Annotated in this window: 18 protein-coding genes; 14 read left to right on the top strand and 4 right to left on the bottom strand. The window is 62.6% G+C overall.

Annotated features, from left to right (window positions below):
* Nucleotides 1-12: 12 nt before the first annotated feature.
* From fabZ to ISS20_RS01870, 9 genes are all read left to right on the top strand, one after another.
* A complete protein-coding gene (gene fabZ, locus ISS20_RS01910) occupies nucleotides 13-453 on the top strand; it encodes a 3-hydroxyacyl-ACP dehydratase FabZ (RefSeq protein WP_291433164.1) in 441 nt (146 codons plus the stop codon).
* Between the two features lie 21 nt (nucleotides 454-474).
* The gene (gene lpxA / locus ISS20_RS01905) at nucleotides 475-1,263 is read left to right on the top strand and encodes an acyl-ACP--UDP-N-acetylglucosamine O-acyltransferase (RefSeq protein WP_291433162.1); all 789 of its coding nucleotides are present in this window, start codon (nucleotides 475-477) and stop codon (nucleotides 1,261-1,263) included.
* Between the two features lie 10 nt (nucleotides 1,264-1,273).
* Nucleotides 1,274-2,437: a lipid-A-disaccharide synthase gene (lpxB, locus tag ISS20_RS01900; protein WP_291433160.1), complete on the top strand. Its 1,164-nt coding sequence runs from the start codon at nucleotides 1,274-1,276 to the stop codon at nucleotides 2,435-2,437.
* Nucleotides 2,403-3,035, top strand: coding sequence for a ribonuclease HII (gene rnhB / locus ISS20_RS01895; protein WP_291433158.1), 633 nt, complete (start codon nucleotides 2,403-2,405; stop codon nucleotides 3,033-3,035). Before lpxB ends, rnhB begins: the two co-directional genes overlap by 35 nt.
* A gap of 20 nt (nucleotides 3,036-3,055) precedes the next feature.
* Nucleotides 3,056-3,829 (top strand): RNA methyltransferase, encoded by a 774-nt coding sequence (locus tag ISS20_RS01890; RefSeq protein ID WP_291433157.1) that lies wholly within the window; start codon nucleotides 3,056-3,058, stop codon nucleotides 3,827-3,829.
* Between the two features lie 265 nt (nucleotides 3,830-4,094).
* Nucleotides 4,095-5,258: a glutamine-hydrolyzing carbamoyl-phosphate synthase small subunit gene (carA, locus tag ISS20_RS01885; protein ID WP_291433156.1), complete on the top strand. Its 1,164-nt coding sequence runs from the start codon at nucleotides 4,095-4,097 to the stop codon at nucleotides 5,256-5,258.
* Nucleotides 5,258-8,503 (top strand): carbamoyl-phosphate synthase large subunit, encoded by a 3,246-nt coding sequence (gene carB / locus ISS20_RS01880; RefSeq protein ID WP_291433155.1) that lies wholly within the window; start codon nucleotides 5,258-5,260, stop codon nucleotides 8,501-8,503. The genes carA and carB overlap by 1 nt, the downstream gene beginning before the upstream one ends.
* 182 nt (nucleotides 8,504-8,685) lie before the next feature.
* Nucleotides 8,686-9,162, top strand: coding sequence for a transcription elongation factor GreA (gene greA, locus ISS20_RS01875; RefSeq protein ID WP_291433154.1), 477 nt, complete (start codon nucleotides 8,686-8,688; stop codon nucleotides 9,160-9,162).
* Between the two features lie 7 nt (nucleotides 9,163-9,169).
* Nucleotides 9,170-9,637 (top strand): DUF4149 domain-containing protein, encoded by a 468-nt coding sequence (locus ISS20_RS01870; protein WP_291433153.1) that lies wholly within the window; start codon nucleotides 9,170-9,172, stop codon nucleotides 9,635-9,637.
* 81 nt (nucleotides 9,638-9,718) lie between these two features.
* On the opposite strand, the gene ISS20_RS01865 is transcribed toward ISS20_RS01870, so the two are convergent.
* Both ISS20_RS01865 and ISS20_RS01860 read right to left on the bottom strand, forming a co-directional pair.
* Nucleotides 9,719-10,495 (bottom strand): glycosyltransferase, encoded by a 777-nt coding sequence (locus ISS20_RS01865; RefSeq protein ID WP_291433152.1) that lies wholly within the window; start codon nucleotides 10,493-10,495, stop codon nucleotides 9,719-9,721.
* Nucleotides 10,495-10,968 (bottom strand): YhbY family RNA-binding protein, encoded by a 474-nt coding sequence (locus tag ISS20_RS01860; protein ID WP_056637897.1) that lies wholly within the window; start codon nucleotides 10,966-10,968, stop codon nucleotides 10,495-10,497. The genes ISS20_RS01865 and ISS20_RS01860 overlap by 1 nt, the downstream gene beginning before the upstream one ends.
* 105 nt (nucleotides 10,969-11,073) lie before the next feature.
* On the opposite strand from ISS20_RS01860, the gene ISS20_RS01855 reads away from it, so the two are divergent.
* From ISS20_RS01855 to glmM, 4 genes are all read left to right on the top strand, one after another.
* Nucleotides 11,074-11,730 (top strand): RlmE family RNA methyltransferase, encoded by a 657-nt coding sequence (locus ISS20_RS01855; RefSeq protein ID WP_291433151.1) that lies wholly within the window; start codon nucleotides 11,074-11,076, stop codon nucleotides 11,728-11,730.
* A 180-nt stretch (nucleotides 11,731-11,910) separates the two neighbouring features.
* The gene (gene ftsH, locus ISS20_RS01850; RefSeq protein ID WP_056067227.1) at nucleotides 11,911-13,830 is read left to right on the top strand and encodes an ATP-dependent zinc metalloprotease FtsH; all 1,920 of its coding nucleotides are present in this window, start codon (nucleotides 11,911-11,913) and stop codon (nucleotides 13,828-13,830) included.
* A 123-nt stretch (nucleotides 13,831-13,953) separates the two neighbouring features.
* Nucleotides 13,954-14,784: a dihydropteroate synthase gene (gene folP / locus ISS20_RS01845; RefSeq protein ID WP_291433150.1), complete on the top strand. Its 831-nt coding sequence runs from the start codon at nucleotides 13,954-13,956 to the stop codon at nucleotides 14,782-14,784.
* Nucleotides 14,785-14,875: 91 nt separating this feature from the next.
* Nucleotides 14,876-16,210, top strand: a complete 1,335-nt coding sequence (gene glmM / locus ISS20_RS01840) for a phosphoglucosamine mutase (RefSeq protein ID WP_291433149.1) — start codon at nucleotides 14,876-14,878, stop codon at nucleotides 16,208-16,210.
* A 59-nt stretch (nucleotides 16,211-16,269) separates the two neighbouring features.
* On the opposite strand, the gene ISS20_RS01835 is transcribed toward glmM, so the two are convergent.
* Together ISS20_RS01835 and ISS20_RS01830 are read right to left on the bottom strand one after the other, a co-directional pair.
* A complete protein-coding gene (locus tag ISS20_RS01835) occupies nucleotides 16,270-18,501 on the bottom strand; it encodes a bifunctional diguanylate cyclase/phosphodiesterase (protein ID WP_291433148.1) in 2,232 nt (743 codons plus the stop codon).
* A 193-nt stretch (nucleotides 18,502-18,694) separates the two neighbouring features.
* A complete protein-coding gene (locus ISS20_RS01830) occupies nucleotides 18,695-21,646 on the bottom strand; it encodes an EAL domain-containing protein (protein ID WP_291433147.1) in 2,952 nt (983 codons plus the stop codon).
* Between the two features lie 195 nt (nucleotides 21,647-21,841).
* Here ISS20_RS01830 and ISS20_RS01825 point away from each other — a divergent pair, with 195 nt between their 5' ends.
* Nucleotides 21,842-22,681 carry a GNAT family N-acyltransferase gene (locus ISS20_RS01825; protein ID WP_291433146.1) on the top strand — a complete coding sequence of 280 codons (840 nt, stop codon included), beginning with the start codon at nucleotides 21,842-21,844 and terminating at the stop codon, nucleotides 22,679-22,681.
* Nucleotides 22,682-22,683 lie beyond the last annotated feature (2 nt).

Below are 22,683 nucleotides of genomic sequence, written 5' to 3'. Positions count from 1 at the left end.
AAGAACAACTCGATGATGGATATTCACGCAATTCTCAAACAACTGCCCCACCGTTACCCGTTTTTGCTGGTGGACAAGGTGATCGAGTTGGAGAGCAACACCCGCATAAAGGCCATCAAGAACGTTACGTTCAACGAGCCCTATTTCATGGGGCATTTCCCTGGCCGTCCGGTGATGCCGGGTGTGTTGATCCTGGAAGCACTGGCCCAGGCTGCAGGCTTGCTGGCGTTCGATGCCATGGGCAAGGTGCCCGATGAGAACAACATCTACTACTTTGTCGGCATTGACGGCGCGCGCTTCAAGCGCCCTGTGGAGCCCGGCGATCAGTTGATCCTGACCATCACCATCGACCGCGTGCGCGGTGGCATCTGGAAGTTCAAGGGCGTGGCCAGCGTGGGCGAAGAGGTGGCCTGCGAGGCCGAGCTCATGTGCACCATGCGCAGCGTGGGTTGATCGGTTCAGGCCTGTTGGATCGTGAGTAATATCCACCCTACTGCCATCGTTGCGGACGGTGCCCGCCTGGACCCCACGGTCACAGTGGGGCCATATTCAGTCATCGGCGAACACGTGTCCATTGGTGCGGGGACCACGGTCGGTGCGCATTGCGTAATTGACGGGCGCACCACGATTGGTGCTGACAACCGCATCTTCCAGTTCAACTCCATCGGCGCGATCCCGCAAGACAAGAAGTACGCAGGCGAGCCGACCGAGCTGGTCATCGGTGACCGCAACACCATCCGCGAGTTCTGCACGCTGAACCTGGGTGTGCCCCAGGCCGGTGGTATCACCTCCGTGGGCCATGACAACTGGATCATGGCGTACACCCACATCGCCCATGATTGCCATGTGGGCAACCACACCACGCTGGCCAACAACACCACGCTGGCAGGCCATGTGCATCTGGGCGATTGGGTGACGGTGGGAGGGCTCACTGGGATCCACCAGTTCGTCAAGGTTGGTGCTCATGCCATGGTGGGCTTTGCCAGCGCTGTGTCGCAGGATGTGCCACCCTTCATGTTGGTGGATGGAAATCCGCTGGCCGTGCGTGGCTACAACGTGGTAGGGCTGCGCCGCCGTGGCTTCTCGGTCGAACGCATTGCCGCAGTCAAGCAGATGCACAAGCTGATTTACCGCCAGGGCCTCACGCTGGAGGCCGCACGCGCCGCCATTGCAGAGTTGGCACAGTCCGCACCGCAGGCCAGCGAGGATGCCGCGATGATGGAGCGGTTCCTGGCCGACGCAACGCGCGGCATAGCGCGCTGAGGGCTCGGTAATGGCCGCTTCCCCCCGCGTCGCCATGGTGGCGGGCGAGACGTCGGGCGACCTGCTCGCAGGCTTGCTCATCGATGGCATGCAAGCGCATTGGCCTGGGCTCCAGTCCCGCGGCATTGGCGGGCCGCAGATGGCACGCCGTGGCTTTACTGCCTGGTGGCCCAGCGACAAGCTGGCGGTGCACGGCTACAGCATGGAAGTGCTGCGCCGGCTGCGCGAGTTGCTGGGCATCCGCAAGCAGCTGCGTGAGCGTCTGCTCAAAGACCGCCCTGATGTGTTCATTGGTGTGGATGCGCCCGATTTCAACCTGGGCCTGGAGGCCGATTTGCGCGCCGCTGGCATCAAGACTGTGCACTTCGTTTGCCCCTCGATCTGGGCGTGGCGCGCCGACCGTGTCGAAAAAATCCGCCGCAGTGCAGACCATGTGTTGTGCATCTTCCCGTTTGAGCCGGAGCTGCTCGCTCAGCACGGCATTGCCGCCACCTATGTGGGGCACCCGCTGGCAGGCGTGATTCCCATGGTGCCGGACCGCGCTGCCGCCCGGGCGCAACTCGGTCTGCAGGACTCTGATGAGGTGCTGGCCATTCTGCCGGGAAGCCGGTCCTCCGAGATCCAGTACATCGCGCAGCCATTCTTTGAGGCTGCAGCGCTAGTGCTGAAAGCGCGGTCAGCTATCAAATTGATAGTGCCTGCGGTGCCCGCACTGCGTGACCGCATCGAACAAGTGGCGCGCGCGTGTGGGTTGGGGGGGGCCTTGCAAATCACTACGGGCCAGTCGCACACCGTGCTCGCGGCGTGTGATGCCACCTTGATCGCCAGCGGCACCGCGACGCTGGAGGCTGCGCTCTTCAAGCGGCCCATGGTTATCGGCTACCACATGCACCCGCTCAGCTGGTGGCTCATGCGCCGCAAGCAGTTGCAACCCTGGGTAGGCCTGCCCAATATTTTGTGCCGTGAGTTCGTGGTGCCTGAGCTGATCCAGGATGCCGCCACGCCGCAGGCGCTGTGTGAAGCCACGCTGCATTGGCTGGATGCGCGGCGCCAACAACCGCTGAAAATTACGGCGCTGGAGCAGCGCTTTACGGCCCTGCACGAAAGCCTGCTGCGCAACACTCCCCAACTGGCTGCCGATGCGATCCAGAAGATCCTCGCCCCCGCTGCCTGAGCAGGCCTGCCTGCCCTGGCATCCCCCCGGCCTGGTGGCCGGGGTGGACGAGGCCGGCCGTGGCCCCTTGGCCGGGCCAGTGGTGGCCGCCGCCGTGATCCTGGACGACCTGCACCCTATTGCAGGCCTGGCCGACTCCAAGAAACTCACGGCCGCTCGGCGCGAGAAGCTCTACGACGAGATCCGCGCCAAGGCCCTGTGCTGCAGCATTGCCGAGGCCAGCGTGGAAGAAATCGACCAGCTCAACATCCTGCAGGCCACGCTGCTGGCCATGCGCCGTGCCGTCATGGGGCTGCGGCTCAAACCGGCCATGGTGCTGGTGGACGGCAACCGGCTGCCCGTGCTGGACGTTCCGGCGGAGGCCATCGTCAAGGGCGATGCGTTGGTGCCTGCCATCTCGGCGGCCTCCATCCTCGCCAAGGTGCATCGCGACCGCTGGTGCGCGCAGGTGCATGACGAGTTTCCGCAGTACGGTTTTGCCGGCCACAAGGGGTACGGTACGGCCGTGCACATGGCAGCCTTGCGCGAGCACGGTGCCTGCATTTACCACCGGCGCTCGTTTGCGCCTGTGGCCCAGAACCTGCGCACCGGCTCCTGACCGGGCACTGAAAATTTGCCATGACATCCTCGTCCGTGACCGCCATCCATTCCCGCGATAACACCTTCGTCAAGGATTTGCGCCGTCTGGCCCAGGACACGACGGCGTACCGCAAGCAGGGCCGTGTCTGGCTTGAAGGCGATCATTTGTGCCGCGCTGCGCTCGCTCGGGGGCTGCGGGCATCGGTGGCGGTGTTTTCAGAGTCTTTTTGGCCACAAGCGCAGATTGAATATGCCCAAGCAGCTACGAAATTCATAGTGCTTGCCGATGCGCTGTTTGCAGACATCAGCGGGCTGGAGTCTCCCGCGCAGATGGGCTTTATCCTGGAACTGCCCGCAGCGGCGTCCCTGCGGCCCGATGCAGCCACTGTGGTGCTGGACAGGGTGCAAGACGCGGGCAACGTGGGCTCCATCCTCCGCAGCGCCTCGGCTTTCGGCTTCCGCCAGGTGGCGGCCATCAAAGGCAGCGCCGCGTTGTGGTCGCCCAAAGTCTTGCGGGCAGGCATGGGGGCGCATTTCGCGCTCGACCTGATCGAGGGGCTGGCGCTGGACGATCTGGCTGCCCTGCAGGTGCCGCTACTGGTCACCAGCTCGCACGCAGGCGATTTTCTGCACCGTGCAGCCTTGCCTTGGCCTTGTGCGTGGGTGCTGGGCCACGAAGGACAAGGCGTCAGTCCGGCTCTGGAGGATCGAGCTGCCTTGCGCATCCGTATCGCCCAGCCCGGTGGCGAGGAGTCTCTGAACGTGGCAGCGGCTGCAGCCATCTGCCTGCACGCGAGCGGGGCAGGGCGCTGAACCTGTCTGCGCCCGCCGCGGTGCTATGGGCGCTCAGGGCGAGCCTTGGGCCCGCAGGTCATAGACGCTGGTATCAGGGTTATGCAAGGCGTGCATTGCGGAGGTGTCAGCGACGGAGGGTATAATCGGGAGCTTTTCTCGCAACAGCGTCGCCCGACCGCACCCAAAGCAACAACCCATCTGAGAGCAGCCATTGGCACCATCGCGCTTCGAGTGTGCGAGTGGTCTGCAGGCGCCGGGCGACCGTAACCATCCGGAGAACCCAGTGCTTTTGTCTCTCAAGGGAAACTTCCCGCCCGCCATCCTGGCGCTCGCAGACGGCACGGTCTTTATCGGTAACTCGATCGGTGCCACCGGCACCACGGTCGGTGAAGTGGTGTTCAACACCGCCATCACCGGCTACCAGGAAATCCTCACCGACCCCAGCTACTGCCAGCAGATCGTCACCCTGACGTATCCGCACATCGGCAATTACGGCGTCAATGCGGAAGACATCGAAGCCGACAAGGTCCATGCTGCAGGCCTGATCATCAAAGACCTGCCCCTTCTGGCCAGCAACTTCCGATCCACCGAAACGCTTTCGCAGTACCTTGTGCGCGAAAAGACGGTGGCCATTGCCAACATCGATACCCGCAAGCTCACCCGCCTGCTGCGCGACAAGGGTGCGCAGAACGGCGCGATCCTGGGTCTGGCGGCCGGTGAGTCCGTCACGCAGGCGCGCATCGACGAAGCCCTGGCAGCTGCCAAGGCTGCGCCCAGCATGAAGGGCCTGGACCTCGCGCAAGTGGTGACCACCCCTTCGACCTATGCCTGGGACCAGACCGAGTGGAAGCTGGGTGAAGGCTATGGCCAACAGGCTGCGCCGCGCTTCCATGTGGTGGCGTACGACTTCGGCGTGAAGAAGAACATCCTGCGCATGCTGGCCGAACGTGGCTGCAAGCTCACCGTGGTGCCTGCCAAGACGCCTGCGGCCGACGTGCTGGCCATGAAGCCGGACGGCGTGTTCCTGTCCAACGGTCCTGGCGACCCAGAGCCTTGCGACTACGCCATTGAAGCCACACGCCAGATCGTTGATGCCGGCGTGCCCACCTTCGGCATCTGCCTGGGCCACCAGATCATGGCCCTGGCCAGCGGCGCCAAGACCTTCAAGATGGACAACAGCCACCACGGTGCCAACCACCCGGTGAAAGACCTGGACAACGGCCGTGTGAGCATCACCAGCCAGAACCACGGCTTTGCCGTGGACATGGCCTCGCTGCCCGCCACGCTGCGCCCCACGCACATCAGCCTGTTCGACGGCACGCTGCAAGGGCTGGAGCGCACCGACAAGCCAGCGTTCTGCTTCCAGGGCCACCCCGAGGCATCGCCCGGCCCGCACGACATCGCCTACCTGTTTGACCGCTTCACCGCGCTGATGGAGAAGAAATAATGCCAAAGCGCACAGACCTCAAATCGATCCTCATCATCGGCGCTGGCCCGATCATCATCGGCCAGGCCTGCGAGTTCGACTACTCCGGCGTGCAGGCCTGCAAGGCCCTGCGCGAAGAAGGCTACAAGGTCATCCTGATCAACAGCAACCCTGCAACGATCATGACCGACCCGGCCACCGCCGACGTCACCTACATCGAGCCCATCACTTGGCAGACGGTCGAGAAGATCATCGCCAAGGAGCGCCCCGACGCCATCTTGCCCACCATGGGTGGCCAGACCGCGCTGAACTGCGCGCTGGACCTTTGGCACAACGGCGTGCTCGACAAGTACAAGGTCGAGCTCATCGGTGCCACACCTGAAGCCATCGACAAGGCCGAAGACCGCCTGAAGTTCAAGGACGCCATGACCAAAATCGGTCTGGGCTCCGCGCGCTCCGGCATCGCCCACAGCATGGACGAAGCCTGGGCCGTGCAAAAGACCGTGGGTTTCCCCACTGTGATCCGCCCCAGCTTCACGCTGGGCGGTACCGGCGGTGGCATTGCCTACAACCCCGAAGAGTTCGAGACCATTTGCAAGCGCGGCCTCGAAGCCTCGCCCACCAACGAGTTGCTGATTGAAGAGTCGCTGCTCGGCTGGAAGGAATACGAGATGGAAGTGGTCCGCGACAAGGCGGACAACTGCATCATCATCTGCTCCATCGAGAACCTGGACCCCATGGGCGTGCACACCGGCGACTCGATCACCGTGGCCCCCGCGCAGACGTTGACCGACAAGGAATACCAGATCATGCGCAACGCCTCGCTGGCGGTGCTGCGTGAAATTGGAGTGGACACCGGGGGCTCCAACGTGCAGTTCTCGGTGAACCCGAAGGACGGCCGGATGATCGTCATCGAGATGAACCCGCGCGTGTCGCGTTCGTCGGCACTGGCGTCCAAGGCGACAGGCTTCCCCATCGCCAAGGTAGCGGCCAAGCTGGCAGTTGGCTACACGCTGGATGAGCTCAAGAACGAGATCACCGGCGGCGCCACGCCTGCATCGTTCGAGCCCTCGATCGACTACGTGGTCACCAAGATTCCGCGCTTTGCGTTCGAGAAGTTCCCCACGGCCGACAGCCGCCTGACCACGCAAATGAAGTCGGTGGGTGAGGTGATGGCCATGGGCCGCACCTTCCAGGAGTCCTTCCAGAAAGCCCTGCGTGGCCTGGAAGTGGGCGTGGACGGCATGAACGAAAAGACCCAGGACCGCGAAGTGCTGGAGAAGGAGTTGGGCGAGCCCGGCCCCGAGCGCATCTGGTACGTGGGCGATGCGTTTGCCATGGGCCTGTCGGTGGACGAGGTGTACGACCTCACCAAGATCGACAAGTGGTTCCTGGTGCAGATCGAAGAGATCGTGAAGATCGAACTCGAACTGGACCAACTGGCCGTGGACAAGGGCGAGGTTGCCCTGGCCAGCCTGAGTGCGGACACGCTGCGCGCGCTCAAGAAGAAGGGCTTTTCCGATCGCCGTCTGGCCAAGCTGCTCAAGACCTCGGAGAAGGCCGTGCGCGAAGCGCGCCGTGCCCTCAACGTGCGCCCTGTGTACAAGCGCGTGGACACCTGTGCCGCAGAGTTCGCCACCAACACGGCCTACATGTACTCGACCTATGAGGATGAGTGCGAAGCTGCGCCCACCAACAACAAGAAGATCATGGTGCTGGGTGGTGGCCCCAACCGCATTGGCCAGGGTATCGAGTTTGACTACTGCTGCGTACATGCCGCACTCGCCATGCGCGAGGATGGCTACGAGACCATCATGGTCAACTGCAACCCTGAAACGGTTTCTACCGACTACGACACCTCCGACCGCCTGTACTTTGAGCCGCTGACGCTGGAAGACGTGCTCGAAATTGTGGACAAGGAAAAGCCACACGGCGTGATCGTGCAGTACGGCGGCCAGACGCCGCTCAAGCTGGCACTGGGCCTGGAAGCCGAGGGCGTGCCAATCATTGGCACCAGCCCCGACATGATCGACGCCGCCGAAGACCGCGAGCGTTTCCAGAAGCTGCTGGGCGACCTTGGCTTGCGCCAGCCGCCCAATGCCACGGCGCGTACCGAAGCCGAGGCTCTGGAAAAAGCCGCCACGCTGGGTTACCCCCTGGTGGTGCGCCCCAGCTACGTACTGGGTGGCCGTGCGATGGAAATCGTGCACGAGCAGCGCGACCTGGAGCGCTACATGCGCGAGGCCGTGAAGGTGAGCAACGACTCGCCTGTGCTGCTGGACCGCTTCCTGAACGACGCCATCGAGTGCGATGTGGACTGCCTGCGCGACCCCGAAGGCAAGACCTTCATCGGTGGCGTGATGGAGCACATCGAGCAAGCCGGTGTGCACTCGGGTGACTCGGCCTGTTCGCTGCCCCCTTACTATCTCAAGCAAGCCACGGTGGACGAGCTCAAGCGCCAGTCTGCCGCCATGGCCGAAGGCCTGAACGTGGTGGGTTTGATGAACGTGCAGTTCGCCATCCAGGAAGTGGACGGCAAGGACGTGATCTACGTGCTGGAAGTGAACCCCCGCGCCTCGCGCACGGTGCCGTTTGTTTCCAAGGCCACAGGCATCCAGCTGGCCAAGGTTGCCGCACGTTGCATGGCGGGCCAAACGCTGGCTTCGCAGGGCATCACCAAGGAAGTGACACCGCCGTATTTCAGCGTGAAGGAGGCCGTGTTCCCCTTCGTGAAGTTCCCTGGCGTGGACACCATCCTCGGTCCGGAGATGAAGTCCACGGGCGAGGTGATGGGCGTGGGCAAGACCTTTGGCGAAGCCTTCGTGAAGAGCCAGCTGGGTGCCGGCACCAAGCTGCCGACCTCGGGCAAGGTGTTCCTCACCGTGAAGAACAACGACAAGCCCCGCGCGGTGGATATCGCGCGTCAGCTGGTGGCGCTGGGCTTCGAGCTGGTGGCAACCAAGGGCACTGCTGCAGCCATTGCCGAAGCGGGCGTACCGGTGGTGGTGGTCAACAAGGTCACTGAAGGCCGTCCGCACATCGTGGACATGATCAAGAACAACGAGATTGTCATGGTCATCAACACAGTGGAAGAACGCCGCAACGCTATCGCTGATTCGCGGGCCATCCGCACGTCTTCGCTGCTGGCTCGCGTCACGACCTTCACCACCATTTTTGGTGCAGAGGCCGCCGTGGAAGGCATGAAGTACCTCGACAAGCTCGACGTGTACTCGGTGCAGGAATTGCACGCCCAACTGCTGGCTTGAGCCGCAGCAAAAGCGGCATAATCTGCCCTTGATCTGACACCGCCGCTCGGCAACGTGCGGCGGTTTCCTTTTGTAGATGTGCCATGTGCACCCCCAGGTATTTTCGGGGGGGGGCAGCGTGGCGACCGATCGGTGGAAGTGCATTGCACTTTCACCGTTTTGACTTGTGGAGACTCAACAGCATGGCCACCATCCCAATCACCAAGCGCGGCGCTGAAATGCTCAAGGAAGAGCTGCATCGACTCAAGACCGTGGAGCGTCCCGCGGTGATCTCGGCCATTGCCGAAGCGCGCGCGCAGGGCGACCTGAGTGAAAACGCCGACTACGACGCTGCCAAGGACCGCCAGGGTTTCATTGAAGGCCGTATCCAGGAGATTGAGGGCAAGCTCTCAGTGGCCCAGGTCATCGACCCCAGCGCGGTCGATGGTGGCGGCAAGGTGGTATTTGGTGCCACGGTCGAACTGGAAGACGAAGATTCCGGAGACATGGTGAGGTACCAGATCGTGGGCGAAGACGAGGCGGACCTCAAGCAGGGCCTGATCAATATTTCCAGCCCCATCGCGCGCGCGCTGATTGGCAAGGAAGAGGGCGACACCGCTGAGGTGCAGGCCCCCGGTGGCATTCGCCGCTACGAGGTAGTGGCGGTCAGCTACCAGTGATGGTGTGATGGCTGTCGTGTGGCTGGGCGTGCGCCCGAAACTTCCCGCTTTGGTGGCGGCCTTGTGGTGGGGTAGCCTGACAACCATCGGATTTTTGGTGGTACCCATGCTGTTTGCCTATCTGCCGTCCGCTTCTGTGGCGGGTCAGATGGCGGCCCGGCTGTTTGCCGCTCAAACCTGGGTGGCCGTGGTGTGCTGTGTGGTGTTGCTGCTCTTGTCCAGGCCCCGGCACGCAGTGGCGCAATATCCCTGGGCGCGCGCTGCCATGCTGTTCGTCTTGGGTGGCCTGCTGCTGGCGTTGCTCAACCAGTTTGGTGTGGCGCCCCGCATTGTGGCCCGTCAGGACCTTCGCCTGTGGCACAGCGTGGGCACGGTGATGTACGCATTGCAATGGGGCTGCGCCTTGGCAGTGTTCTGGCAAACGCTTCGGCCAGGAGCCCACGCGGTAGAGGAAGATACGTCCGCCAGCGATTGAATGTCAGGTGATCGATTCAGCGGCGGACCTGCTACAGGCTGAACGTCGCGTCCTGAGTGACCGGCCAGCCTGCCTCCGCGCCTATTCGTGCCAGTGCTCCGCCACCCAGGTGGCTGGGCGGATATAACGGAAACGGCGGTTGCGCCTGCCTGCCAGCGCGTCTGGGGGGTTGCATTCCCCATGAAAAATCACGATGCGTGCGCCGTCAGGCACGAACGGTGCGCGCCAGTAATTGGTAGGCCACGGCGGTATCCCGTGGTACTTGAAACTGGGGCACCATGCCGCGGGCCAGTATTGCAACTTGCCCTGTTTGTGCAAGAAGTCGGACAGATAGGCCTGTTCGTTACGAAACTGCGCGCGGATCTCGGAGAAATGTTCGCGAAAATACGCCAGAACATCAGGGTGGGCGCCGAGTTCGAAGCGGTAGACCGACGAGTTTCCCGTGATGCGCCATGGGCGCTTGTAGTCATGGATGATCAGGAACTCGCCATGCTGGGTGAAAAAATCATCCAGGCTGCCGGTGATGACCACATCCACGTCCAGAAACAGCGCGGTGCCCCGCAGGCCATGCAAGTCTGCGCTGAAGGTGGCCAGCTTGGTCCAGCCCCGCTCGGGAATGCCTGGCGGCAGATCCAGTGCGGGGATGGGCAGGCATTGCACTTCGCTGCGGATACCGGTGCTGTCATCGGTGAGGCAGATAAAACGGAAGTCCCCGCTCAGATGTCGGCGCACCATGGCATACAGCCGGTTGACGTATTCAGGGCCGTATTTCGTGCCCCATTTCATGCAGAGTATGTGGCGAGTGGGCGCCATGCCGGCAGGTGCTGCAACGGTTGCAGATACTGCTTCAGCGGTCATCAGTCTGCCTGGCGCTTCTTGATGGATTTTTGCTTGGGCTTGGCGCGCTTGATCTGGCCGCCTGAGGTGAGGCGCTGGTTGCCGAGCACGCGCAACTGCTTGATTTCGGGGCGCTGTCCACCACGTTTGCTGTACTTGAGCACCTTGACGTCACGTGGGCCGGGCATACGGTCTTCATCGACGGTACGCTCTTTGACAGGCTGGGGCCGCCACAGCACCAGCAGCTTGCCGATGTGCTGAATGGGCGCAGCGTTGAGTTCAGCGGTGAGCTCCTGGTACATCAGCTCGCGTGCCACGCGGTCATCGTTGAAAACACGTACCTTGATCAGGCCATGGGCGTTGAGGGCGGCGTCGATTTCCTTCTTGACGGCGGGGGTGAGGCCATCGCCACCGATCAGGACCACGGGGTCCAGGTGGTGGGCATTGGCGCGTTGTTCCCGGCGCTCGGCAGGAGTCAGTTGAATTTGGGGCATACCCGTATTATGTCTGCGGCCCGTGGTGGAGTGACTCTACCTCCCGTGCGCGGCCAGGCTTTCAAGTCACCAGCTGCAGCGATTGTCGAGAGACAATACCGCTATATGAAAGTCAAAACCCAGAGCAAGAAGGTGAACAAGGCGTGGCTCAACGACCACGTGAACGACACCTATGTCAAATTGGCGCAAAAGGAAGGCTACCGTGCCCGTGCCGCCTACAAGCTCAAGGAGATTGATGAGCAACTGGGCCTCATCAAGCCGGGCCATACGGTGGTCGATCTGGGTTCCACACCTGGTGCGTGGAGCCAATATCTGCGCAGGCGCATGTCGCCCGCAGGCGCTGCGGCGGGGCAGCTCAACGGGGTGATCATTGCGCTGGACATCCTGCCCATGGAGCCTGTTGAAGGCGTTACGTACTTGAACGGTGACTTTCGCGAGCCCGAGGTGCTGGAGCGACTGGAGCAGGCGCTCGACGGGCGGGTGGTGGACGTGGTGGTGTCTGACATGGCGCCTAACCTGTCTGGCATCGAGTCGGCCGATGCGGCACGGATTGCGCATCTGGTGGAGTTGGCCGTGGATTTTGCGTGCAACCATTTGAAACCGGAGGGGGCCCTGGTGGTCAAGCTGTTCCATGGCAGTGGATACAGCGATCTGGTCACCCTGTTCAAGCAGACCTTCAAGGTCGTCAAACCCTTGAAGCCCAAGGCTTCGCGCGACAAGTCGTCCGAAACGTTCCTGGTGGGCATGGGTCTCAAAAAGTAGCCTGTCCAGGCTTGCCTCAGGTCAAGAATCCGTGATCTACGACCGCAAAGTCCGTGCTGATTCCATGGGCGTGAGGGGGAATAGGTCTGGCCTCGTGGCTTGAAAGACCTAAAATGGGCCGCACATGCGTGCCATGACGGCAGTGTGTCCGTTTTCTGTTCCCCGCAACTGGAGCCCCGCTTGAACAATCAGTGGTTTTCAAAAATTGCCGTATGGCTGGTCATCGCCATGGTGCTGTTCACGGTGTTCAAGCAGTTTGACACCCGCAGCGGCGCCAGCGCAGGCCACGTAGGGTATTCCGAGTTTCTGGACGAAGTCCGCAATAACCGCATCAAAAGCGCCACCATTCCCGAAGGGCTGAGCGGCGGTGAGATTGTGGCCGTCACCACCGACGATCGCAAGATCCGCACGAATGCTTCGGTGCTGGACCGTGGCCTGGTCGGTGACCTGCTGAACCACAACGTCAAATTTGACGTGAAGCCCCGCGAAGAAGGCTCCTTGCTCATGACACTTCTGGTCAGCTGGGGCCCCATGCTGCTGCTGATCGGAGTGTGGGTGTATTTCATGCGCCAGATGCAGGGTGGCGGCAAGGGCGGCGCCTTCAGTTTCGGTAAGAGCAAGGCGCGCATGCTCGATGAGAACAACAACCAAGTCACGTTCGCGGACGTGGCCGGGTGCGACGAAGCCAAGGAAGAGGTCAAGGAAGTGGTGGACTTCCTGAAAGACCCGCAAAAATTCCAGAAGCTCGGCGGCCGGATTCCTCGTGGCCTTTTACTGGTGGGCCCTCCCGGCACCGGCAAGACGCTGCTCGCCAAGTCCATTGCGGGCGAGGCCAAGGTGCCGTTCTTCAGCATCTCGGGCTCCGATTTTGTGGAAATGTTTGTCGGCGTGGGCGCGGCCCGTGTGCGCGACATGTTCGACAACGCCAAAAAGAACGCCCCGTGCATCATCTTCATCGATGAAATCGATGCGGTGGGCCGCCAGCGTGGCGCTGGCCTTGGCGGTGGCAACGACGAGCGCGAACAGACTCTGAACCAGATGCTGGTCGAGATGGACGGCTTTGAAACCAACCTGGGCGTCATCGTGGTGGCTGCCACCAACCGCCCTGACATCCTGGACGCCGCCTTGCTGCGCCCTGGCCGTTTTGACCGCCAGGTGTATGTGACGCTGCCCGACATCCGCGGCCGCGAGCAGATCCTGAACGTGCACATGCGCAAGATCCCGATCGGTCAGGATGTGGCCCCTGGCATCATCGCTCGTGGCACCCCCGGCATGAGCGGTGCAGATCTGGCCAACCTGTGTAATGAAGCTGCCCTGATGGCTGCCCGCCGCAATGCGCGCACCGTCGAGATGCAGGACTTCGAGAAGGCCAAGGACAAGATCCTCATGGGCCCTGAACGCAAGAGCATGGTCATGCCCGAGGAAGAGCGCCGCAACACGGCTTACCACGAGTCTGGTCACGCGCTGATCGGCAAGCTGCTGCCCAAGTGCGACCCGGTGCACAAGGTCACCATCATCCCTCGTGGCCGCGCGCTGGGTGTGACGATGAGCCTGCCCGCGCAGGACCGCTACAGCTATGACCGCGAATACATGCTCAACCAGATCAGCATGCTGTTCGGCGGCCGGATCGCCGAAGAAGTGTTCATGAACCAGATGACCACGGGTGCCAGCAATGACTTCGAGCGGGCTACGCACATCGCCCGTGACATGGTCACCCGCTACGGCATGACGGATGCGCTGGGACCCATGGTCTATGCCGAGAACGAAGGCGAAGTGTTCCTGGGCCGCTCGGTCACCAAGACCACCACCATGAGCGAACAGACCATGGAAAAGGTGGACATGGAAGTGCGCCGCATCATTGACGAGCAGTACAACCTGGCACGCCGGTTGATCGAAGAGAACAGCGACAAGATGCACGCCATGGCTAAGGCCTTGCTCGAATGGGAAACCATTGATACCGAGCAATTGGACGACATCATGGCGGGCAAGGAACCCCGTCCTCCCAAGGACTGGACGCCACGCACCCCGCCCTCTGGTGGTGATAACTCCAGTGGCGGCACTCCAGCTGTAGCCACGGACACTGCACCGACGGCAGCCTGACCGGGCTCGCGGTCCAGCCGTTTGAACGGGGCCTTGTGCCCCGTTTTTCATGGGGACCATCGTTTTTTCTTGCGGAATGCTTTATCGAGCCGCTATTTCGAAATCTGCACGGGTGTGATCGGCATGATCTGGCAAACCTCTCGCTTCGCAATTGACTTGGTCCGTCCCCAGGTCATGGGCATCGTCAACGTCACACCCGACTCTTTCTCCGATGGTGGGCGCCATGGCTCCACGGTTGCTGCGCTGCGGCATTGCGAACAGCTGTTGAAAGAGGGCGCAGATATCCTGGATATCGGTGGTGAGTCCACCCGCCCGGGTAGCCCTGCTGTGCCGCTGGATGAGGAGCTGTCTCGTGTCGTTCCCTTGGTGCGTGAGGCTGTGGCGCTGGGTGTTCCGATTTCGGTGGACACCTACAAGCCGGACGTCATGCGCGCTGTGCTGGATCTGGGAGCTGACATCGTCAATGACATCTGGGCCCTGCGACAGCCCGGAGCTGCGGCGGCGGTGGCTGCACACCGGCAGTGTGGCGTGTGCCTGATGCACATGCACCGCGACCCGCAGACCATGCAGCAGGCGCCTATGGAGGGGGATGTAGTGCCCCAGGTGCTATCATTTTTAGAGCTGCAGGCGCATAATCTACTGGCGCTTGGGGTCGAAAAGGCTCGCATCCTGCTGGATGCAGGCATTGGTTTCGGCAAAACGGTGGAACAGAACTTTGCCTTGCTGGCACGACAGTCCGAGCTGTTGGCCGCTGGCTACCCGCTGTTGGCAGGGTGGTCGCGCAAGTCGTCGCTGGGCACGATCACCGGGCTGGAGGTAGACCAGCGCATGATACCCAGTGTGGCCGCAGCCTTGCTGTCGGTGGAGCGGGGCGCATCGGTGGTGCGTGTACACGATGTGCGCGAGACGGTGACAGCGCTGGCTGTGTGGTCCGCGATGCAGCGATCTGGCTGAGGGAGTCAGCGATCAGGGAGCCGGGTAGTGGGGCGTCAAACCCTGCCTTCGACAACAACATACTGAGATCCGTACGAGGAGACGCTAGAACATGACACGCCAATACTTTGGAACCGATGGCATCCGTGGCACCGTGGGGCAACCGCCCATCACGCCGGATTTTGTGCTGCGCCTTGCCCATGCCGTGGGTCGCGTGTTGCGCCGCACGGAGGAGCGGCCCACGGTGCTGATCGGCAAGGACACGCGCATCTCGGGCTACATGCTCGAAAGCGCGCTGGAGTCTGGCTTCAACTCGGCAGGGGTGGATGTGGTGCTGCTGGGGCCGTTGCCCACGCCCGGCGTCGCTTACCTGACCCGCGCCCAGCGCGCCAGTCTGGGCGTGGTCATCAGTGCCAGCCATAACGCCTACCCTGACAATGGCATCAAGTTCTTCAGTGCACAAGGCACCAAGCTGTCAGACGCCTGGGAGTTGGCGGTGGAGGCCGCACTGTCCGAGCCACCTGTCTGGGTCGATTCGGCCAGCCTGGGCAAGGCGCGACGCCTGGACGATGCAGCCGGGCGTTACATCGAGTTTTGCAAGAGCACCTTTCCCCAGGACCTGACGCTCAAGGGCCTGAAGATCGTGGTGGATGCCGCCCACGGTGCTGCGTACCAGGTGGCGCCCAAGGTGTTTCACGAGCTGGGTGCAGAGGTGCTGTCGATTGGCTGTGCACCCGATGGTCTCAACATCAACCAGGAAGTGGGGGCCACACACCCCGACGCCTTGGTACGCGCTGTCCGTGCCAACCGTGCCGACTACGGCATTGCGCTGGATGGCGATGCAGACCGGTTGCAGATTGTGGACGCCACGGGGCGGCTGTACAACGGTGACGAGCTGCTGTACCTGATGGCCGCAGACCGCATGGGCCGTGACGAGCACGTGCCTGGCGTGGTGGGCACGCTGATGACCAACATGGCGGTAGAGGTGGCGCTGCAGGCCAAGGGAGTGAAGTTTGTACGCGCCAAGGTCGGTGACCGGTACGTACTGGAAGAACTGGCGCGCCACCACTGGGTGTTGGGCGGGGAGGGGTCCGGGCATCTGCTGGCCCTGGACCGACACACCACCGGCGACGGTCTGGTCAGTGCCCTGCAGGTGCTGCAGGCTTGTGTGCGCAGTGGCCGCACGCTGGCTCAGCTGTTGGCAGACATCACGCTCTACCCGCAGGTCTTGCTCAACGTCCGTCTGGCGCCAGGGCAGGACTGGAAGGCCAACCGCGTACTGGCAGAGGCCACGCACGCGGTTGAGCAGCAGTTGGGCTCCTCGGGCCGCGTACTGATCCGCGCCAGTGGCACCGAGCCTCTGCTGCGGGTGATGGTGGAGGCGCGCGACGCGCAATTGGCCAGCTCTTGCGCGCAGCGCTTGGCTGACGCCGCCCGCGCGGGTTGAATTCTGGGGGCTTGGCGACGCAGCGGTCCCTGCCTCGCCATGAGTGGCCCCGCAGCCCCTTAGTGCGCCGTTGTGTGTTGCCGCATGAAGCGTTCCAGCTGTTCTGCTGGCAGCGGCGTGCTGAAGTGGTAGCCCTGCGCTTCGTCGCAACCTTGTTCGTGCAAAAAGGCCAGCTGACTCTCGGTTTCCACCCCCTCCGCCGTGGTCCGCATGCCCAGCGCCTGCGCCATGCGGATGATGGCGCTGACAATGGCGCGGTCGTTGCTGTCGTTGCCCAGGTCGCGCACAAAGGATTGATCGATTTTCAACTTGAAGATCTGGAATCGTTTGAGCTGGCTGAGTGACGAGTAGCCCGTGCCGAAGTCGTCCATCGACATTCGCACCCCACGTGCATGCAACTGGTCCATGGTGGCAACTGCCGCATGGGGGTCATCTACGGCCACGCCCTCCGTCAGCTCCAATTCCAGCGAATCAGGGGGCAGGTCTGACTCCGCCAGCACCCGACTTACCAGCTCTGGCAGTTGTGGCTGGCGAAACTGGATGGCCGAGAGGTTGACCGCCATTGTGAGTTCGGGAAATCCGCAGCTGCGCCATGTCTTGAGCTGGGCCAGTGCTGTGCGCAGCACCCACTCGCCGATTTGCAGAATCTGCCCGCTGTCTTCCGCGATGGGAATGAACTCTCCCGGAGAAATTGCACCCAGCTGGGGGTGTTGCCAGCGCAGCAGGGCTTCCACACTGCGTACAGTGCCCGTGGCCAGGTGCATCTGAGGCTGGTAGTGCAGGTGAAACTGCTCGCGCTCCAGGGCGCGGCGCAATGCGTTTTCGAGCTGCAAGGCACGCACCGACTGAGCCTGCATCTCGGGGGTGAAGAAGCGAAAGGTATTTCGCCCATCCAGCTTGGCACGGTACATGGCCACATCGGCCGATTGGGTCAGCGTGTCGAAGTCGTGCCCGTCCTGGGGGAACAGCGCAATGCCCATCGACGGGGCCATGGTGAGCTCGTGATGGTCGATCTGGTACGGCTGACGCGATGCCTCCTGCAACTTGCTGGCGACCCGGGCTGCGCCCCGCGCATCAGCGCCCCGCAGAAGCAGGATGAACTCATCCCCTCCCAGGCGAGACACCGTGTCCTTGTCGCGCACCACAGCGCGCAGGCGTTTGGCAATCTCGACCAGCAGCACATCGCCTACCCGGTGACCCAGAGAGTCGTTGACGTGCTTGAAGTGATCCAGGTCCAAGAAGATGACGGCCAGCGGTGTCTGGTTCTCCTGGGCCACCTGAATGGCCTGCTGCGCACGTTCCGCGAGCAGGGCCCGGTTGGGCAGGCCAGTCAGTGCATCGTAGTGAGCCAGCCAGTAGATACGCTCCTGGTCGGCCTTGCGGTCATTGATTTCACGGTGCAGGTTTTCCACCGTCTCGCGCAGCTCGCGCGTGCGGTCTTGCACCTGCCGCTCCAGCTCCTCATGGGCCTGGGCCAACACCGCCTGTGCGCGTTTGCGGTCGGTGATGTCCATGGTGATCCAGATGGTGCCCTGGGCAGGGTCCGCCGGATCGATGCATTTGCTGCGGACTTCGCAGATCACGGGGGTACCGTCCTTGCGGCATAGCTCCACCTCGCCCTCGTACGACTGTCCTGCCACCAGCGACGGGTAGCAGCGGCGGCCCACTTCTTGCCAGGCTGCGTCGCTGGCGTACCAGCGGCGCGATGAACTGCCCATGAGTTCACCCGGCTCGAAGCCCAGCATCTGCTCAAAGTGGTGGTTGCAGCGGGTCAAATACCGGTCGCGCAGGAACACGATGCCGACCATGGCACTGTCAAACAGCAATTGTTTTTCGCGCACAGCGGCATTCAGTGCGGCCTGGGCACGCTTTTGCTCATCGATGTCGTCCACGATCCAGATCGAGCCCTCACCGATGTCGTGTGGATTGATGAGCCTTCCTGTGAGGCTGCCCCAGAACAGCGTGCCATCACGGCGGCGCAGCTGACGTTCGATGCGAAATGACTGCCCCTGCGCCAGCACGGGATAGGCGGTGCGCCCCAGATCCCGAAAGGCATCGCGGTCTGGGTAGAAAGCCTCGGTATTGAGTCCTACCAAGCGGGCAGGGCTGCCATAGCCAAAAATTTCGGCATATCGCTGGTTGCAGCGCACCACGCTGCGCTGGCGCAGGAACACGATACCCACTCCCGCGCTATCCAGGAGGGTCTGTTGTTCACGCAGGGTGCGTTGCAGTGGGGTGTCAGGAGGCACTCCGGCGCGCTGCGAGGGCGGAGTGCTGAACAGCGAATACATAAGACCAGAACGGCGGCAGGGCCAGATGGCCTCAAAAATTGTGCCAAAGTGTAGCAGCGGCAGCTTACAAGCCGTTTGAGGGTATGCCTCAGGTGCGGTGCCACATGTTCTGCCGTACGACAGCCGCCAGTCCAGCTCTTCAACCTTCAACGCGCCTGAGCGACAAGGCGCCTGATGCGTTCAACCCGAGTTGTCAGCGGGCCAGGTGTTCCCGCAGGTAGGCTTCAAATGCATCGGCCGCCAGAGGGCGGCTGAACAGGTAACCCTGCCCTTCGTCGCAGCCCTGCGCGCGCAGAAACTCCAGCTGGCCATCGGTCTCCACCCCTTCGGCAGTGGTTTGCATGCCCAGTGCCTGTGCCATGCGGATGATTGCGCTGACGATGGCCCGGTCGTTGGCATCATCGTCAAGGTCGCGCACAAACGACTGGTCGATCTTGAGCTTGTAGATCTGGAAGCGCTTGAGGTAGCTCAACGACGAATATCCTGTGCCAAAGTCATCCATCGACAGCCGCACGCCCCGGTCATGCAATTGGTCCATCATGGCCAGTGCCGCAGCGGGGTCGTCCACTGCAGCGCCCTCGGTCAGTTCCAGCTCCAGCCGGCGGGCGGGCAGTCCAGCCTGTTGCAGGCAGCGCGTCACCATTTCAGGCAACTGTGGGTGACGGAACTGCACCGCCGACAGGTTGACAGACACAGCCCGCAGTGGCAATTGCAGGTCCAGCCAGCGCTTGGTGTCATGCACGGCAGTGTTCAGCACCCACTCGCCAATTGCGACGATCATGCCGCTGCTCTCTGCCACGGGGATGAATTCTGCCGGGGACACCATGCCCAGCTCGGGGTGGCTCCAGCGCAGCAGCGCCTCGGCTCCGACCACCTGGCGCGTGGTAAGTGATACCTGGGGTTGGTAGTGCAGCTCGAACTGATTGCGTTCCAGCGCCCGGCGCAGTGCGTTTTCGATCTGCAAGGCCCGGGCTGTACGAGCTTCCAGGTCTGCAGTGAAAAAGCCAAAGCGGTTGCGCCCGCTTTGCTTGGCGCGGTACATGGCGGCATCGGCTCGCTGGTACAGGGTGTCGAACGAATCTCCGTCCGCGGGATACATGGCTATGCCCACGGACAGTGTGGTTGTGAGTTCGTAAGGCTCGACCTGAAACGGCTGTGCCACGGCGATCAGCAACCGGTTGGCTACGTCGGCCGCTTGCACGGCCGAGGCAGCAGGCAGTAGCAACAAAAATTCATCACCCCCCAGGCGCGATACGGTGTCCTGCGGGCCCAGCAGCGACTCCAGCCGTCGCGCGACGGCCACCAGCAGGATGTCGCCAATACGGTGCCCCAGGGAGTCGTTCACGTTCTTGAAATGGTCCAGGTCCAGGAACAGCAGGGCCAGTGTTCCGCCCCGCGCTTGCTCTTGTTCAATGTGGCGCTGGGCACGCTCGGACAGGAGCGCGCGGTTGGGCAGGTCCGTGAGGGGGTCGAAATGCGCGAGCCGCTGGATGCGGTCTTGCGCCTCGCGCTGAAGCGTGATGTCGCGGAACAAAGTAATGGAGTGGGTGGTACTGCCGTTGCCGTCACGCACACTGCTCACGGACAGCCACTGTGGGTAGGTCGATCCATCCTTGCGGCGGCCCCAGGCCTCACCCTCCCAGTGCCCCTGCTGAGTCAGGTGGGCGTACACCGAGTCAGCGTTGAAGTCGCGGGTGGACTCGGCCACCGTGAGCAGGCGCATCGACCGCCCTACGGCCTCCGCCTCTGTGTAGCCTGTGATACGGCTGAATGCCCGATTGATGCGCACGATGGTGTGGGCTGCATCGGCGATCACGATGGCCTCGCCGCTCTGGTCAAATACCTGGGCTGTCAGCTGCAGTTGTTCTTGTGAGCGCTTGCGTTCAGAGATGTCACGGGACAGCAGAATGAAGCGGGGTTTCCCCCCCGCTGAGCCTGTCTTGCGGGCCGCAGAAAGTTCGAACCAGGTGGGCCCCAGGCCGGGCAGATCCAGCATGATTTGCCGTCCGGTGGACCAGCCCTGGGAATGTGCTTCATGGAGCACATCCATCACAGTCAGTGCGGCCAGTGCGGGCAGCACGTCTGTGACATGGCGGCCGATCAACTGGTCAGCAGGGCCCATGAGCAACTCGGCGCGGGGACTATGTACGCTGCAATAACGGCCATCCTGATCGAATTCAAACAACGGATCGGGAATGGCGTCGATGGTCGCGCTCAGCTGCTGCTGCGTGGCCTGGATTTCGGAGGTGCGCTGGGCCACCTGTGTAGCAAGGCCGCGCTCGTGCGCCTTCAATTCGACCAGCAAGCGCGCGAGGTAGCCCATCAACAACGCAAACAGCAAACCCACTGCACAGCGCAGGGCCAGCACGTCCGGCGCACCCCACCCCTTGGCAGGGGCCAGACTGAGCGTCCACTGGCCATTGGGCAGGGTCAGCGATCGTCCTACGGCGTCGCTCGTGGGCGGAGGGTCAGACGTCGCAATCGTCTGCTCCTGTTTGTTGTCGGGGCGAACACGCCACAGTCGATAGTGGAAACCCCGTTCCGTGAGCTGGGGTAGCCGGGCTGTGGCCAGCACCTCGGGCAGGCGGATGGTGACGTAAGTGAACCCCCAGAAGTTCCGGCGCCCCAGGTCGTCTTCCAGGTACACCGGTTGGCGCCCCACGACCCCCAGGCCGCCCTGCACCAACTCCATAGGGCCCGCCAGTGTCAGCAGGCCGGATTCGCGTGCGCGCGCGGACTCCGCCCCTTGGCGGGGATCGTTGAGCTGGTCAAAACCAATCGAATTCTCGTTGCCCTTGCGCGGTACGACCTGCTGCACCACCCCTCCCGGGGACAGACCCATGGCCGCGATACCCGGATAGAACGGCAGCATCTGCATGCCAATTTCCTCGAACTGAGGTACGTTGCCGTGGCCTTGGCGCACCAGTGCCACCAGGGTGTTGTTGGCCGATAGGGCCAACTCGATGGCACGTTGCAGCGCCTGCACATGATCGCCCGCCACATCGGCCGCCTGGATGCGCTGCTGCGCACGTTCCTGGCGTTCCAGCGTCCAGACCACTGCCCCAGCACAGGCTGCTGCCAGCACAAACACTGCCACAAAGACTGCGATGGGGCTGCGGGTGGGGGGCAGGGCGGGTGAAGACACGGTGGAGTTCCTCAATCAATTATGCAGGTCGTTGGCGGGGCCTGTGTCAATGGTCACGGCGGTGTGTCATGGCTTTGACATAACGGAGACATGGGGGTGTCATGCGCGGCTTTCACACTCCCGGCCAGGAAAGCGGATTGCCGCTCCTCTAGGAAATTCCAGCTGTGCCCGTTCTTACCGAAGGAGACGTTGTCCATGAACGACCTGCCCACTTTGATGCAGTTGTCCACATCGCCTGAGGCGGCTGGCACCGGTATTGTTCAGCGTCCTGGCGTTGTGCCGGGCGCGGCGCATGTTGCCCCGGCGCGTGGCGCTATCGAGGTGACTTGGGCGAGGCATGTAGACGAAGTCCGTGAGGCGCAACGCCTGCGGTTTGAGGTGTTTGCGGCAGAGATGGGCGCTCGATTGACGACCCCCATTCCTGGGCATGATGTGGACCTGTTTGACGACTATTGCGAGCACCTTCTGGTGCGCGATGCCCACAGTCAGCAAGTCATTGGGACTTACCGGGTGCTGACGCCCGCGCAGGCCAAACGGGTGGGCGGAACGTACAGCGATACCGAGTTCGACCTGACGCGCTTGCGCACGCTGCGCACGCGCATGGTGGAGTTGGGCCGTAGCTGCGTGCACCCCGATCACCGCCACGGCGGCGTGATCATGGCTCTGTGGAGTGCGTTGGCGGACTTCATGGTACGCAACGAACTCGACACGATGATTGGCTGCGCGAGCATTCCGATGCTCCACAATGGGGTGGTCAGCGGCGACGCTGCTGCCAGCATCTGGCAGCAAGTGCGCAAGACCCACCTGGCACCGATCGAATACCACGTGCTGCCACGCCTGCCGCTGCCTGTGGAGCATCTGGATGGCTCCATTGCAGTGGACCCCCCCGCCCTGATCAAGGGCTACCTGCGACTGGGAGCCCGCGTGCTGGGGGCGCCTGCTTGGGATCCGGACTTCAATACAGCCGACCTGCCCATGCTGATGCGGCTGGCGGACCTGCATCCCCGCTATCGCAAGCATTTTCTGGGAGCTTGACC

Source organism: Acidovorax sp. (genome assembly GCF_016783915.1).
Classification (GTDB): Bacteria; Pseudomonadota; Gammaproteobacteria; order Burkholderiales; family Burkholderiaceae_C; genus Acidovorax.
Note: the sequence above shows the minus strand (reverse complement) of the source record. Positions and strands in the feature narration are given on the sequence as shown.

What these genes read in the sequence shown, in the direction of transcription:
- fabZ (WP_291433164.1), top strand. Translation starts at nt 13, where the DNA reads ATGATGGATATTCACGCAATTCTCAAACAACTGCCCCACCGTTACCCG.
- lpxB (WP_291433160.1), top strand. Translation starts at nt 1,274, where the DNA reads ATGGCCGCTTCCCCCCGCGTCGCCATGGTGGCGGGCGAGACGTCGGGC.
- rnhB (WP_291433158.1), top strand. Translation starts at nt 2,403, where the DNA reads ATGCGATCCAGAAGATCCTCGCCCCCGCTGCCTGAGCAGGCCTGCCTG.
- ISS20_RS01890 (WP_291433157.1), top strand. Translation starts at nt 3,056, where the DNA reads ATGACATCCTCGTCCGTGACCGCCATCCATTCCCGCGATAACACCTTC.
- carB (WP_291433155.1), top strand. Translation starts at nt 5,258, where the DNA reads ATGCCAAAGCGCACAGACCTCAAATCGATCCTCATCATCGGCGCTGGC.
- greA (WP_291433154.1), top strand. Translation starts at nt 8,686, where the DNA reads ATGGCCACCATCCCAATCACCAAGCGCGGCGCTGAAATGCTCAAGGAA.
- ISS20_RS01870 (WP_291433153.1), top strand. Translation starts at nt 9,170, where the DNA reads ATGGCTGTCGTGTGGCTGGGCGTGCGCCCGAAACTTCCCGCTTTGGTG.
- ISS20_RS01865 (WP_291433152.1), bottom strand. Translation starts at nt 10,495, where the DNA reads ATGACCGCTGAAGCAGTATCTGCAACCGTTGCAGCACCTGCCGGCATG.
- ISS20_RS01860 (WP_056637897.1), bottom strand. Translation starts at nt 10,968, where the DNA reads ATGCCCCAAATTCAACTGACTCCTGCCGAGCGCCGGGAACAACGCGCC.
- ISS20_RS01855 (WP_291433151.1), top strand. Translation starts at nt 11,074, where the DNA reads ATGAAAGTCAAAACCCAGAGCAAGAAGGTGAACAAGGCGTGGCTCAAC.
- folP (WP_291433150.1), top strand. Translation starts at nt 13,954, where the DNA reads ATGATCTGGCAAACCTCTCGCTTCGCAATTGACTTGGTCCGTCCCCAG.
- glmM (WP_291433149.1), top strand. Translation starts at nt 14,876, where the DNA reads ATGACACGCCAATACTTTGGAACCGATGGCATCCGTGGCACCGTGGGG.
- ISS20_RS01835 (WP_291433148.1), bottom strand. Translation starts at nt 18,501, where the DNA reads ATGTATTCGCTGTTCAGCACTCCGCCCTCGCAGCGCGCCGGAGTGCCT.
- ISS20_RS01825 (WP_291433146.1), top strand. Translation starts at nt 21,842, where the DNA reads ATGAACGACCTGCCCACTTTGATGCAGTTGTCCACATCGCCTGAGGCG.